This window comes from Jannaschia faecimaris (assembly GCF_900107415.1).
GTDB lineage: Bacteria > Pseudomonadota > Alphaproteobacteria > Rhodobacterales > Rhodobacteraceae > Jannaschia > Jannaschia faecimaris.
This window is the reverse complement of record NZ_FNPX01000022.1, coordinates 35,655-49,350: the sequence shown is the minus strand read 5'-3', so window position 1 is coordinate 49,350 and position 13,696 is coordinate 35,655. Positions and strand designations below refer to the sequence as shown.

Sequence of the window (13,696 nt, the reverse complement as noted above, 5' to 3'; positions counted from 1 at the left end):
GAACAGCACCTTCATCGTCAGGCATGTCTGGATGGCGGTATCGCTGTAGGTTTGCTGTCGGCCGCGTTTGCCGGTCGGCGCAGCATCCCAGATCATCTCTGGGTCAAACTAGATTCTCAGCGGGCCACGGCGCTTGAGCGCTTCATTGTAGGCCGGCCAGTTCCTGGTCTTGTAGGTTGGGGGCGTAGGTCTGCTCATGTCGTCCAGCGACCACCTTGGTTTCGCCAGATGAACCCCTCACAGAATTTGTGCAACAGAGACCCCCGTATGGAAGGTGCATCCATCACATGCACGTTCCATAAATCCCGGACGCTTTTATGCATTGGCTCCCGGGGTCACAATCGGTTTTGAAAGAACAGGTGTCTCCTTAGCTAGGCGTCTATGATATCCGCAATGGTCAACGTGGTTTGCGGTTCATTTATCAAAGGCTGAGCGGCCTTGTGCCGAGCTCGCAGTTCCGCACACCTATCACGAGCGTCTGACAGGGACATCTCCGGATAGTGCCCGAACTGGTGCTCGCGTTCCTTCCCTGTGGTCTGGTCCCGATACTGGAAAATCCAGACCCTGCCCGTGCGTTTTCAGTGGCGCAACGGTAGGCCGGGGTGCGCTGGACACCGCAACTTGGCACCGTGGGCAAGTTTGCGATACTCGAGGTCCGTGCGTGGCTGTCCAAAGGTGACAGAAGATTAGGCGAGGAGGGCTTTGATGCCTTCGCTTTTGATGCCTCGGACGCCCGTACCAAGCCCCGCTTGAAGGTGTTGGACTGCTTGTTCTTTTGGTGTGGTTGCTGCCTTGATAAGGGCTATCTTCTTTCGACTTCTTCAGCTCTGGCTTGGCCGGAGCGTTGCAGCGCTTCCGTCCGCTAGAACTAGGGTTTCGCGACACCCTTCACCACGACATTCCTCGTTCGTTCCGCATACGAGGTGGATACGGACGGTCAAACACGAACACTGGCGGATCTTTCGACCCTCTTTTGATCTTGTGTATATCGGGATATTGGCGTCACAACCCATTGCTTTGCAAGGGGTTGGAGATGGTGGCGGTGCAGGGACTTGAACCCCGGACACGCGGATTATGATTCCGCTGCTCTAACCAACTGAGCTACACCGCCAACGTCGGGCGGGATACGGCGCGGACGCTGGGGCGTCAAGACCATCGTCTTGCCTTTTCTTCGCACCCGCCCCGTGACACCTTCCCTGTCGGAGGAGCCGCTATGACTGCCCAGTCCGAACCCACGGCAAACGCCGCCGCCCTGTCCGATTTGCGCGCGCTTCTGGGCGACGCCCATGTCCTTATCGGAGCTGACACAGACCGCTTCGCCCGCGACTGGACGGGCAAATGGCGTGCCGACCCAATGGCTGTGGTGCGCCCTGCCGACACGGGCCAGGTCTCTCAGGTGGTGAAGCTGGCCGCGCGTCATGACCTGTCGGTCGTACCGGTGGGCGGCAACACCGGGCTGGTAGGCGGCACGGCAAACACAGGCGCGCTGATGGTATCGCTGGAACGGATGACCGCGATCCGTGACGTAAGGCCCCAAGCCGGCCTGGCCGTGGTCGAGGCGGGGGCCATCCTATCCGACATCCATACCGCCGTGGAACGGCACGACATGATCTTTCCACTGACGTTCGGTGCCCGGGGATCGGCCCGCGTCGGCGGCTTTCTGTCAACGAATGCGGGCGGATCGAACGTTGTCCGGCACGGCCCGACGCGGGGCCTGGTGCTTGGGCTGGAAGTGGTGCTGGCGGATGGCCGCGTGCTGGACCTGATGAGCGAGCTGCGCAAGGACAACTCCGGCTTGGATCTGCGCGACCTCTTCATCGGAGCGGAGGGCACGCTGGGTATTATCACCGCTGCGGTCCTGCGCCTGACACCAAAGCCCCGGTATCACGCCACGGCCTTCGTCGCCGTGCGCGACCTGCCGGCATCATTGGTCCTGCTGCGCCGCCTGCAAACGGCCAGCGATGGCGCGGTTGAGGCTTTCGAGTACATGCCGCGCAACTACATGAGAGAGCTTGCCAAATATCGGCCCGATCTGCGCCAGCCCTTCGACATTCACGACCACGCGGTGATGATCGACATGGGTGGTTTGTCCCGCCCGCTGGACGACGTGATGGAAACCGTTCTGGAACAATCGGTTGAGGCAGGCGAGGTGCTGGACGCGATGATCGCGCAGAACGAAGCGCAGCGCGCCTTCATCTGGGAAATGCGCGAGGCCGCCGCCGAAATCACCTTCACCCGTCTGCCTATCGTGGACAACGATGTGGCGCTGCCACTGGACGGGGTGGGGCCCTTCATTGACCGGATGCGGGCGCATTTGAAGAAGATTGACGAAGGGGCCGATGACCTGATCGTGGCGCACCTGGGCGACGGCAACGTCCATCTGACCGTCTACCCCACACGCGACGACCCCGCGCATCTGGATGCGATCCGTGAGATGATCGAGGGCGTGACCGTCGACCTCGGTGGGTCCATCAGCGCCGAGCACGGTATCGGGCTGAGCAAACTCAGGACGATGACCCGCCGAAAAGATCCGGTCGCCCTTGATGTGATGCGTGCGATCAAACAGGCGATGGACCCGAACAACCGCATGAATCCGGGAAAGGTCATCCCTGACGCGTGATGCGCCTCATTCCCGAGGGCCGAGCTGCGTCATTGCGAGGCCTGCGGCCATCAGGGCCAGTCCGCCAAAACGCACAGGCGAAAGCGCCAGTTGCCGTGCCCCGAACAGGCCAAACTGATCAATGAGTGCCGCTGACCCAAGCTGACCCATCAAAACGAAGAATACAGCGTTGCCCACCCCGAAGACCGGCGCGATCCAGGTTACCGATAGTACGTAAAACGCAGTGAGCACCCCCGCCCCGAACAGGTGCAGCGGTTGGCCGGACAAGCGGGCCTGCGCGCGGGGTCCCTTCATCAGCGTGGCACCCCCCGCGCAGGCCAGCGCCACTGTGAACAGAACCCGTGCTGTCGCCGCCAAGCCGCTGATATTGGCCCCCGGACGCGCGTTCAACGCTGACAGAACCGGGATATAAACCCCGCCGCGAGTATGATCACCGCGTGTGGCGTCATTGGTGATCGACCTTCTCCAGCCAATGGCAGATCGCGCGTGTGGTCACGTGCGGCTGCTCCAGGGTCGGCAGGTGACCCGCCCCCTCAACAACGACAAGTTCGGAGTTTTCGATCAGTTCGTGCATCATCTCGTGCCGCCGCGGGGGGCAGAGCATGTCTTCCCGACCGCACAGGATCAGCGCGGGTACCTTGACTCCTGACAGGGTCTCACGCCGGTCCGCCCGCGTTTGCAGCGCCCGCGACTGGCGTACAAAAGTGACCGGTCCCATCGTTTCAGCCATCGCCATGCAGGTGTCCAGGATCGCACCCTGGTTTGGCCCGTCCGCCAGATAGCCCGGCCGCATTTCGTCACGCATCACCGCGCGCAAACTCCCATCGCGCACGCGCTGGATCTGCGGCTCGCGCGCGGCGGCGACCTCAGGGTGTTCAGCCTTGGGGTTGCTGTCCATCAGGCAAAGACCCGCGATTTGTTCAGGGGCCTGCGCCATCACCTCCATCGCGACGATCGCGCCCATGCTCAGACCCGCCAACGCAAAGCGCGGCGGCGCTGCATCCAGAACGATGCGGGCCAACGCGGCAGTGGTGTCCGCGGCGGCGATAGGACTGACCATGATTGCGCGATCATGGATCGCGGCCAACTGGGGGGCGAAAAGCCGCGCATCGCACATCATGCCCGGAAGCAGCAGCAGGGGTGTGGTCATCGCGTCCTCCGGAAGCAACCTTGCTTGGATTGTGACGCCCCCGCGCACGCTTCGCAACGACTGGATTTATAGCATCGCGGACCTGTGCTACGATTCGAAAGTCATTATCGGTTTCGGGAGGAACGAATGACCGATTTCTTCATGCTCGCCGCCGGGGTGTTTCTGGCCGTGGTCGGCTTTCGCGTTCTGACGCACCACTGGGCCCGGTTGGAAGACAGCGACGAACACCCTGACACGGATGCCTGATCACCCCAGATGCCTTTGGCCCCGGTCGCGGGCCAGCCGGATCTGTTTCATCCGTTCGCGGAAACGCGCGCGGTCGTTTTCGTCGAATTGATCCACGCAGCGATGACATTGCACGCCCGCCTCGTATTCAGGGCGGCCCGTGTCCTCAGCCTCCAGCGGGCGACGACAGGCATGACAGAGGACGTGGCCGCCAGGTGCCAACCCGTGCCCGACGCTGACCCGATCATCGAAGACAAAGCACGCGCCCTGCCACAGACTGTCGCTCGCGGGCACATCTTCAAGGTATTTCAGGATTCCGCCCTGAAGATGCACGACGTCTTCGACACCCTGTTGACGCAGAAACGCAGTTGATTTCTCGCAGCGGATACCACCTGTGCAGAACATCGCAATGCGCTTGCCCGCCAGTGCCTCGGCGTTTGCCGCCCACCAGTCGGGGAAGTCGCCGAAAGCCTGCGTTTGCGGGTCAATCGCGCCCCTGAACGTACCGATGGCCACTTCGTAGTCGTTGCGCGTATCGACGACGACGGTCTCCGGATCCGCGATCACCGCGTTCCAATCCTGCGGCGTGACATAGCGTCCGGTACCCGCGCGCGGGTCCACATCGGGTTGCCCCATCGTCACGATCTCGCGCTTCACGCGGACTTTCATCTTGCCGAAGGGCATCGTTGGTGTTGTCGCGTACTTCGGTCTCACCGCCCGGCAACCCGGCAGGGAGCGGATGTGAGCAAGGACCGCGTCTATCCCGGCCTGCGGCCCCGCGATGGTGCCATTGATGCCTTCGGGGGCCAGCAGCAGCGTGCCCGCCACCCCGTTCGCCAGGCAAACGTCTAGCAACGGGCCGCGCAGGGCAGCAGGGTCCGAGAACGACGTGAATTGGTACAGCGCGGCAACGGTGATCATGCGGCACGGCCATAAGCCTTTGCCCCGCGCGCCTCAAGCTTTAGGATTACGAGAAAGGAGGCCCGCCATGACCAAAGCCCTGATTGTGATCGACGTGCAGAAAGGGTTCTGCCCCGGCGGCAACTTGGCGGTGCCTGGCGGTGACGAGATCGTAGCCGGCATCAACGCCCGCATGGCCGGCTTTCCCCATGTGATCCTTACGCAGGATTGGCATCCGGCTGGTCACTCCAGCTTTGCCAGCAGCCACGCGGGCAAGTCTCCCTATGATGTGATCGACATGGCGTACGGCGCGCAGGTCCTCTGGCCTGATCATTGCATCCAGGGCACCGAGGACGCGGCCTTCCATCCGGGGCTCAACACCAACCGGGCTCGCGCTATCATTCGCAAGGGCATGAACCCCGCCATCGACAGCTACTCAGCATTTTTTGAAAACGACCACGAGACGCCCACGGGGCTGGAGGGGCTTTTGCGCACGCTGGGCGTTACCGACCTGACGATGGTAGGCCTTGCCACGGACTTCTGTGTCAACTTCTCTGCCGTTGATGCCACGCAACTGGGCTTTGTCGTAACGGTGGATACCGCGCTGTGTCGGGCAATCGACCTTGACGGCAGCCATGCGGCTGCACGGGTCGGGATGACAAGCGCCGGCGTCACGCTAGCCTGACCTTCAAATTCCTCGCCGCAGTGCCGGAATAAAGCCGCTCAAGTGCTACCGCTCCGCCGCCACACGGTTCTCGCGATTGCGCATGATTCCGCCTCCAGCCTCCGCCCAGTTGCCCTAAAACGACATCATTATGTCGTTTTCTCTAGAATTCTGTAGGATTCCGCATACAACGCATGGATCGATACGCGCAGAATGGCGCAGCAAAAAAGTAAACAGGGACCAAAAAATGTCGAATATCGACCCACCGCTTACGGACCTGCCGATCCGCACAACCGAGGGAGGCTTCTACAATGGCTTCTCCACTTCAGTCGCAGTTCCGGCCAAGATCATAATCAGCATTCTTTGCGTATGGGCCATCTTCTGGCCGATTCAGTCGGGGGCCGTCCTCAACGGCTTCAACAGCTTCATTCTCCAGAACTTCGCCGCTTGGTACATCTGGGTCGTGGCGCTTTTCGTGGTGGTCTGCCTTGGGCTGGCGATCTGGCCCACGGGCGGGCGTATGCGCCTTGGCCTCGACGACGAACGCCCCGAGTTCGGGAACTTCTCTTGGTTCTCCATGATGTTCGGGGCCGGCATCGGCGTCGGCATGCTGACCTGGGCGGTGGCCGAACCGGTCTATCACTTCCAGAACAACCCCGACGTCATCAAGGGGCTGGCCACCGGAAGCGGGGCGGACAATGTCATGAACGCCTACAAGTGGTCTTACCTGCATTGGGGTTTGGGGGCTTGGGCCTGCTACGCGATCGCCGGGCTCTGCCTTGCGTTCTTCAGCTACCGTCGTGGCCTGCCACTGACGATCCGCTCCGCGCTCACCCCGCTTTTCGGCAAGCACCTTTCGGGCGTTCTGGGTCACGTGATCGACGTGGTCGCAGTGATTGCCACCATCCTTGGTGTCGCCCAGACTCTGGGGTTCGGCGTTGAACAATTCGCCGCCGGCCTGACCCGCATCGGCATCGGCGGTCTTACAGATGCAGAGGGTGCCGTCACGACGTTAGGCGTCATCATCGCACTTCTGGTGATCATGGGGGCCTCGACGCTTTCGGCACTGTCCGGCGTTGGCAAGGGCATCAAGTGGCTGTCCAACATCAACATGGGCCTGTCTATCTTCCTGCTCACATTCTTTCTGCTTTTCGGGGCGACGTTCTTCGGCTTCAAGGCCATGACAGTGGGGCTTTGGGACTACTTGATCGCGACACCCGCGATGCTGAGTACGGTCTGGAGCGGTGATGGCGTCGAAGGCTCCGTCGCGTCGCAACTCGCTGGCTGGCAGGGCAGCTGGACGGTGTTCTACTGGGCTTGGTGGATCGCTTTCGCGCCCTTTGTGGGTCTGTTCCTGGCGCGCATTTCGCGCGGTCGGACGATCCGCGAATTCGTGCTGGGCGCGATGATCGTCCCGGCGCTTATGTGCTTCGTCTGGTTCGCCTGGGCCGGAGGAACCGCGATCGATCTGGAGCTCAACAACGTGGCCAATGGTGCCATTTTTGGTGCCTCCGACGGGGACAAGATCTTCGCCATGACGACGGTCATGCTGGAGCCGATCTCCGCGGTTCTGTCTTGGGGGATGTCGTTGCTGATCGTCGTTCTGCTGATGACCTTCCTGGTCACCTCGGCAGACTCGGCGGTGTTGATCGTGAACACGATCAACGCGGCCGGTGACGAGGGCCCCAAAGCGCGCCCACACATCCTGTTCTGGGGCGTTGCCTTGGGTACGGTGGTTGCGGGCCTACTGATCTCGGGCGGCACATCTGCCATCCAGACGGCCATGGTGATCGGTGCGTTGCCATTCTCGGTGGTTATGGTGCTGATGGCGCTGTCGTTGATCAAGGCGATCTTCAACGACGGTCGCCGCGAAAAGGTAGGCGTTCCGACCACCTTCGACGAAATCCCGGGGGCGTCCGAGCCGCATGTTCCGGGTCCAGTCGTTCCGGCGGAATAAGCCCAACGTCGTTTTCAAGATCTTGAAAGGGGGCCTTCGGGCCCCCTTTCTGCTGGCAGCACGGAGCCGGGTTTGGTTTAACCCACTGGCCCAGCCCCGGAGCCGCCAGATGTCGAAATCCCCCCGCACCGCCCGCCGCGCCGCACGTTCCGGCCCGCCCCGCGATGTCGAGAGCCTGCGCGCCGCCATCTCTTCCGCGCGCCTGTCCGGCACGCCACCGCAAGTCGTCGAACAGGCACGGGGTCTGCTGATGGCCTGGCTGGGCACCGTCCGCACCGAACCGTTCACCGGCATCGTTCGTGACCTCGCCTCCGGGTCCGCCGCGCGACAGGTCGGGCAAGCGATGGTCGATCAAAGCCCCGCACCCGAAGGCCTTGACTGTAAAGCGGGCTGTGCCTTCTGTTGCATTCTTCCCGGCGATGACGGCGGCACGATCACGGGGGCCGAGGCGCGCGCGCTACACGCAGTGCTGACGCCCCTCGCCGGTCAGCCGGACGGACGCGCCTGGCATACGCACGCCTGCCCGGCGCTGGACCCGGAAACGCGCCTTTGCCGGGCGTATGACGCGCGTCCGATGATTTGCCGAACCTACGTCAGCCGCGATGTGACCGCATGTGAAGCCATTGCCGAGGGCGACGCCAAGCCCGGCACTGGCACGCTGCCGGCGCAAATCATCCATATCGCGGTGCAATCGCTCGCCCGGGCGGCGCTCAAGGGGGTCACGACGGTCCCGACCTATTCGCTCAAGAAAGTCGCGACTGCCGCCCTGGGGCTCGCCGAAGTCGAATCCGCCCTCAAATCCTCCCGCCACCCGCCCGGATCTCTCGACACGGAACGTCGGCGGCTGTCTCGTGGGATTTTCCGGGCCCACTGAAACCTGACGCCTGACAGTCGGCGGCAAACACTGGCCGCTTGACCACTGGCCGCTTGAATGTGCCAAAGCTCGGCGGTCGGACACTTTTTGTGCCGTGCTTTCTGGCTTCCGGAATGGCACGTCGACACGTTCGCCAAACGCGGGTCTGCTGCCGTTTGCACACGTAACGTGCCGAACAAACGCCCGGGCAACCAAGAGGCCGATTGCAGATCAAACACCAATCCGCCGGGCGCTCCCGACATGCCCGTGTCATCCAATCGACCGACAAGGACTATTTCTCAGTGTCCTGACCGGGTTAACCTGCGTCCGAATCCACCGCGCCCCGCACATGAGGTCCGCAATGAACGACATCGCCACGCGCGTTTGGAACCACAAATGGAAGATCGATCCGATTGTCCGATCCTTGATCGACACCGATTTCTACAAGCTTCTCATGTGTCAGTCCGTCTTCCGCAAACATCCGACGACGCAGGTCCGGTTCAGCCTGATCAACCGCTCCATCCACGTCCCGCTTGCCCACCTGATCGACGAGGGGGAACTGCGCGAACAGCTCGACCACGTGCGCACGCTGTCGCTTACCCGTGGCGAATCCACCTGGCTGCGCGGCAATACCTTCTATGGCAAACGCCAGATGTTCCGCCCCGATTTCATGGAATGGTTCGAGAACCTGCGCCTTCCCGAATACCACCTTGAACGCGTGGGCGAGCAATACGAGCTTACTTTTGAAGGGCCCTGGCCCGAGGTCATGCTCTGGGAAATTCCGGCGCTCGCCATCTTGATGGAGTTGCGCTCCCGTGCGGTGCTGCGCGACATGGGGCGGTTCGAACTTCAGGTACTCTATGCCCGCGCGATGACCCGCGTTTGGGAAAAGGTGGAACGGCTGCGCGCCCTCGAAGACCTCCGCCTCGCCGACTTCGGTACCCGGCGGCGCCATTCGTTCCTCTGGCAGGACTGGTGCGTGCAGGCGCTTCGCGAAGGCCTGGGCGACAACTTCGCCGGCACTTCCAACTGCCTGATCGCCAAGAATCGCGATGTTGAGGCGATCGGTACCAACGCCCACGAATTGCCCATGATCTACGCCGCGCTGGCCGATGGCGACGCGGCGCTGGCGCGGGCCCCCTACGACGTGCTCGCCGACTGGCAGGAGGAACACGAGGGCAACCTGCGCATCATCCTGCCTGACACTTATGGGACCGAAGGCTTCTTGGAGAACGCCCCTGACTGGCTGGCGGGCTGGACGGGCATCCGCGTCGATTCCGGCGATCCTGCGACAGGGGCCGAGACGGCAATCCGCTGGTGGAAAGAACGCGGGGAGAATCCGACAGAGAAGCTCGTCATCTTTTCCGACGGGTTGGACGTCGACAAGATCGAAGAACTCCACCGCCAGTTTCAGGGCCGCGTCCGCGTGTCTTTCGGTTGGGGCACCCTGCTGACCAACGACTTCCGGGGGCTGGTGGCGGACGACGCCCTCGCCCCGTTCTCGCTGGTGTGCAAGGCGGTCGAGGCCGACGGTCGCCCCACCGTGAAACTCTCGGACAATCCGCGCAAGGCCATGGGACCGAAGGCCGAGATCGCCCGATATAAGCGGGTTTTCGATGTCGGCGATCAGGATGCGATGGAGGTTGTTGTTTGATACGGCTGGACAACAGGCGGTCACCTGACCGCCAACCTGTCTGAAACAGTCGTTACCCCGAGACGCTCCTCCGAAGTGCGCAGCGACTAATATGTGATTGTCCCGTTTTCGGATGGTCCAGAGGATGGTTGGAACGCCTGAGGCCCCGCGCCGGAAAGGTCAGGACCTTCCCGCCTCACCATTGACGTGAGGCATGGGGCCTGATCGCGATGTCGGCAATCACCACCATGAGGCCGCCGACCTCTGACGCACGGCATCATCATCCAGCACGTAGCCAGGATCGGGCGCGCGGACCGGCACCGTCCCCTTAGTGGAAATCCCGCGACTTCGGGATGACGCGCACATCGCGGGGATGGCGGCTGGTGTGTTCGGGTACCGGGCGCGCCACTTCGTCGGCACGCGCCAAGGTCGGCCCCAGCTCATCCTCGGACAGGCGGGCCAGCGCGTCGTTGCGATCGACGATTTCGTGGGCGACGACGTGCAGCACCGCGCCGTCGTATTGCACGTGCCCATGCACCGCCATCAGCCGGGCCCCCATGATCGCCTTGCGGAACGTCTTGAACAGATCCGGCCAGACAACAATGTTCACCACCCCCGTCTCGTCCTCCAGCGTGATGAAGCAGACACCCTTCGCACTACCGGGTTTCTGCCGGATCAGGACAAGCCCCGCGACCGAAACCTTCTCGTTGAACCGCCGCGTGTGCAGATCGGCGGCGCGGGTATAGCCGCCCTTGTCCATGGCGCGGCGCATGAACCGCAGGGGATGTCCCCTTAGCGACAGGCGCGCGGTCTGGTAATCGGCGACCACCTGTTCGTGCATCAGCATATCCGGCAGCAGATGCGCGGGATCTTCGCCCACATCTGGCGCATCCCCGTGGGTGAACAGCGGAAGTTCCGGCCCCGAACGGATAGCCTTGGCATCCCAGAGCGCGGCGCGCCGATCCTGCCCGCAGGACCGGAAGGCATCGGCAGCGGCCAGGATCTCGATCCCGCGCTTGCTGATCCGGGTGCGACGGCGCAGATCCTCCACCCCGGTGAAAGGCACGTGACGGGCACCGACCAGCCGCGCCGCATCGTCGGCCTTGAACCCCGACAGTTGCCGCAGGCCCAGCCGCAGCGCGAAGACACCCGTCGACACCGGCTCCAGTGTATTGTCCCACGCGGAATAATTGACGTCGATGGCCCGCACCTCCACGCCCGCGCGGCGCGCCATGTCGACGATCTGCGCAGGCGCGTAGAACCCCATCGGCTGCGAATTAAGAAGCGCACAGGCAAAGATGTCAGGGTGATGACATTTCAGATAGCTGGAGACGTACACCAGGTGGGCAAAACTGGCGGCGTGGCTTTCGGGAAAGCCGTATTCGCCGAACCCCTCGATCTGGCTGAAACAGCGAGCGGCGAAGTCAGGCTCGTACCCGCGCGCGACCATCCGCTCGACCATGCGGGCCTTATGGTCCGACACTTTGCCCTTGGCCCGGAACGTCGCCATGGCCTTGCGCAGCTGGTTCGCCTCGCCCCCTGAAAATTCGGCGGCGACGATGGCGATCTTCATGGCCTGTTCCTGAAAGATGGGCACGCCCAGCGTGCGGCTCAGAATGTTGCGCAACTCGTCCGGGTCATGCTGCGGACCCGGCTTGGGATAATATATAACCTCGGCCCCGCGCCGACGCTTCAGGTAAGGATGCACCATGTCGCCCTGGATGGGGCCGGGCCGCACGATGGCGACCTGGATCACCAGGTCATAGAAGACACGTGGCTTCAGCTTGGGCAACATCGCCATCTGCGCCCGGCTCTCCACCTGGAACACACCCAGGGAGTCGCCCCGGCACAGCATGTCATAGGTCGGTGCGTCGCCCTCCTTGATCGTAGCCAGTTCCATCTTGGTGGCATAGTGATCACGCAACAGATCGAAGCATTTGCGAATACAGGTCAGCATCCCAAGCGCCAGTACATCCACCTTGAAGATGCCAAGCGCCTCGATGTCGTCCTTGTCCCATTCGATGAAACTGCGGTCGGGCATGGCCCCGTTACCGATAGGCACCGTGTGGGTCAGTCGGTGACGGGTCAGGATGAACCCACCCACGTGCTGTCCCAGGTGGCGCGGCATCCCGATCAGCATGTCGGTCAGCCGGATCGCCTGCCGGATAAGAGGATCGCGCATGTTCACGCCGGATTCCTCCAGATGCATGTCGTCCACGGACTGGCCCCAACTGCCCCAGACGGTCTTTGCCAGCGCGGCGGTCACGTCTTCGGACAGGCCCATCACCTTGCCCACCTCGCGGATCGCCATGCGGGGGCGGTAGTGGATAACCGTCGCCGCCAACCCGGCATGTTCGCGCCCATAGCGGGCATAGATATGCTGGATCACCTCCTCGCGGCGTTCATGCTCGAAATCAACGTCGATGTCGGGCGGCTCGTCGCGTTCGTCGGACAGGAAGCGTTCGAACAGGACATCGTGCTGCGCCGGGTCAACCGACGTGATCCAGAGACAATAACAGACCACCGAATTGGCAGCCGAGCCGCGCCCTTGGCACAGGATGCCCTGACTGCGGGCATGGCCGACGATCTCCTGAATGGTGATGAAGTAGCGGGCCAGTTGCTTGCGGCGGATGAAGGGCAACTCCATCTCGATCGCATCGCGGACCTTCTGCGGGACGCCCTCCGGATAACGGCGGGCCGCCCCAGCCTCGGTCAGAATACGCAGATGCTCATCCGGCGTGCGGCCAGCCGGGATGTCGTCCTCGGGGTATTCGTAGCGCAATTCCGTCAGGCTGAAGTCAAGCTGATCGGCAATCGTCAGGCTTTCACGGATGGCATGGGGCCAGCGGGCGAACAGGCGGATCATCTCCTCGGGTGATTTCAGATGACGTTCGCTGTTGGCGTGCAGATGGTATCCAGCTTCGGCCAGCCTGACCTTTTCCCGGATGCAGGTCAGCACGTCCTGCAGAGGACGGCGCGCGGCCGAGTGATAATGAACGTCGTTCGTCGCCACGATCCGCAGACCGTGAAAGCGTGCCAACCGGTCCAGCCGTTCGATCCGGGCGTGATCGTCGCCCCGGTAGAGATGCGCCACCGCGACATGCGACAGCGACGGCAACCGGCGCACCAGACTGGGAAGTTGCGCCTCGAAGGCGGTCAGGTCGTCGGGCGGCAGCGCGATCAGCAGGCTGCCTGCCTGATGGTCGGCCAGGTCATTGAGGCTCAGGTCGCATTGTCCCTTGGCCTGCCATTCTCCGTTCAACCCCGACATCCGCCCCTTGGAGATAAGGGCGCAGAGCCGGCCGTAAGCCTCCCGGTCACGGGGAAAGGCCAAGACTGCGGTACCATCGGTCAACACGATACGCGTCCCGATCAGGGGTTTGATTTTCGTCGTATTCGCCTCGACATGCAGGCGGACCACGCCAGCCATGGAATTGCGATCCGCCACGCCAAGCGCGTGATAGCCGAGGGCATGGGCCGTCGTCACCAAATCCACAGGTTCGGATGCGCCGTACAGGAACGAAAAGCAGGTCGTCAGGCCCAGCTCCACAAAGGGCGCGCGGGGGTTTTTCCGGAACGTCTGATCCGGGTCGAGAGTACGTTTGTCGGGGGTGGGGGGCTGATCAGGCATGGGTCACGGCTGGGGCTCTGCCCCAGACCCCGGAGTATTTCCAAAGCAGAGAAAGGGCAGTGA

Annotated in this window: 10 protein-coding genes, 1 tRNA gene and 1 pseudogene; 5 read left to right on the top strand and 7 right to left on the bottom strand. The window is 62.7% G+C overall.

Features of this window, described 5'->3' with window-relative positions:
• The 3 genes and pseudogenes from BLV27_RS17180 to BLV27_RS17170 form a co-directional block, all read right to left on the bottom strand.
• Positions 1-198 (bottom strand): annotated as a pseudogene (locus tag BLV27_RS17180) (transposase); the annotation flags it as partial.
• 173 nt (positions 199-371) lie between these two features.
• Positions 372-557 carry an Arm DNA-binding domain-containing protein gene (locus BLV27_RS20250; RefSeq protein WP_092647727.1) on the bottom strand — a complete coding sequence of 62 codons (186 nt, stop codon included), beginning with the start codon at positions 555-557 and terminating at the stop codon, positions 372-374.
• A gap of 477 nt (positions 558-1,034) precedes the next feature.
• A tRNA-Met gene (locus tag BLV27_RS17170) sits at positions 1,035-1,111 on the bottom strand.
• Positions 1,112-1,213: 102 nt separating this feature from the next.
• On the opposite strand from BLV27_RS17170, the gene BLV27_RS17165 reads away from it, so the two are divergent.
• Positions 1,214-2,620, top strand: a complete 1,407-nt coding sequence (locus BLV27_RS17165; RefSeq protein ID WP_092647726.1) for an FAD-binding oxidoreductase — start codon at positions 1,214-1,216, stop codon at positions 2,618-2,620.
• Between the two features lie 6 nt (positions 2,621-2,626).
• Here the strand turns inward: BLV27_RS17165 and BLV27_RS17160 are convergent, their stop codons facing one another.
• The 3 genes from BLV27_RS17160 to trhO form a co-directional block, all read right to left on the bottom strand.
• A complete protein-coding gene (locus BLV27_RS17160) occupies positions 2,627-3,010 on the bottom strand; it encodes a DMT family transporter (protein ID WP_244504734.1) in 384 nt (127 codons plus the stop codon).
• Positions 3,011-3,065: 55 nt separating this feature from the next.
• Positions 3,066-3,770, bottom strand: coding sequence for an alpha/beta fold hydrolase (locus tag BLV27_RS17155; protein WP_092647725.1), 705 nt, complete (start codon positions 3,768-3,770; stop codon positions 3,066-3,068).
• A 246-nt stretch (positions 3,771-4,016) separates the two neighbouring features.
• Positions 4,017-4,916, bottom strand: a complete 900-nt coding sequence (trhO, locus tag BLV27_RS17150; protein ID WP_092647724.1) for an oxygen-dependent tRNA uridine(34) hydroxylase TrhO — start codon at positions 4,914-4,916, stop codon at positions 4,017-4,019.
• 67 nt (positions 4,917-4,983) lie between these two features.
• Between trhO and pncA the strand changes: the two genes are divergently transcribed.
• From pncA to pncB, 4 genes are all read left to right on the top strand, one after another.
• A complete protein-coding gene (gene pncA / locus BLV27_RS17145; protein ID WP_092647723.1) occupies positions 4,984-5,580 on the top strand; it encodes a bifunctional nicotinamidase/pyrazinamidase in 597 nt (198 codons plus the stop codon).
• Between the two features lie 226 nt (positions 5,581-5,806).
• Complete coding sequence (locus BLV27_RS17140) at positions 5,807-7,516, top strand: BCCT family transporter (RefSeq protein WP_092647722.1); 1,710 nt, start codon at positions 5,807-5,809, stop codon at positions 7,514-7,516.
• Positions 7,517-7,625: 109 nt separating this feature from the next.
• Positions 7,626-8,390 carry a YkgJ family cysteine cluster protein gene (locus BLV27_RS17135; RefSeq protein WP_170831500.1) on the top strand — a complete coding sequence of 255 codons (765 nt, stop codon included), beginning with the start codon at positions 7,626-7,628 and terminating at the stop codon, positions 8,388-8,390.
• A gap of 340 nt (positions 8,391-8,730) precedes the next feature.
• Entirely contained in the window at positions 8,731-10,023 is a 1,293-nt protein-coding gene (gene pncB / locus BLV27_RS17130; RefSeq protein ID WP_092647720.1) for a nicotinate phosphoribosyltransferase, read from the top strand.
• A gap of 307 nt (positions 10,024-10,330) precedes the next feature.
• On the opposite strand, the gene BLV27_RS17125 is transcribed toward pncB, so the two are convergent.
• Complete coding sequence (locus BLV27_RS17125) at positions 10,331-13,633, bottom strand: error-prone DNA polymerase (RefSeq protein ID WP_092647719.1); 3,303 nt, start codon at positions 13,631-13,633, stop codon at positions 10,331-10,333.
• Between the last annotated feature and the right edge of the window lie 63 nt (positions 13,634-13,696).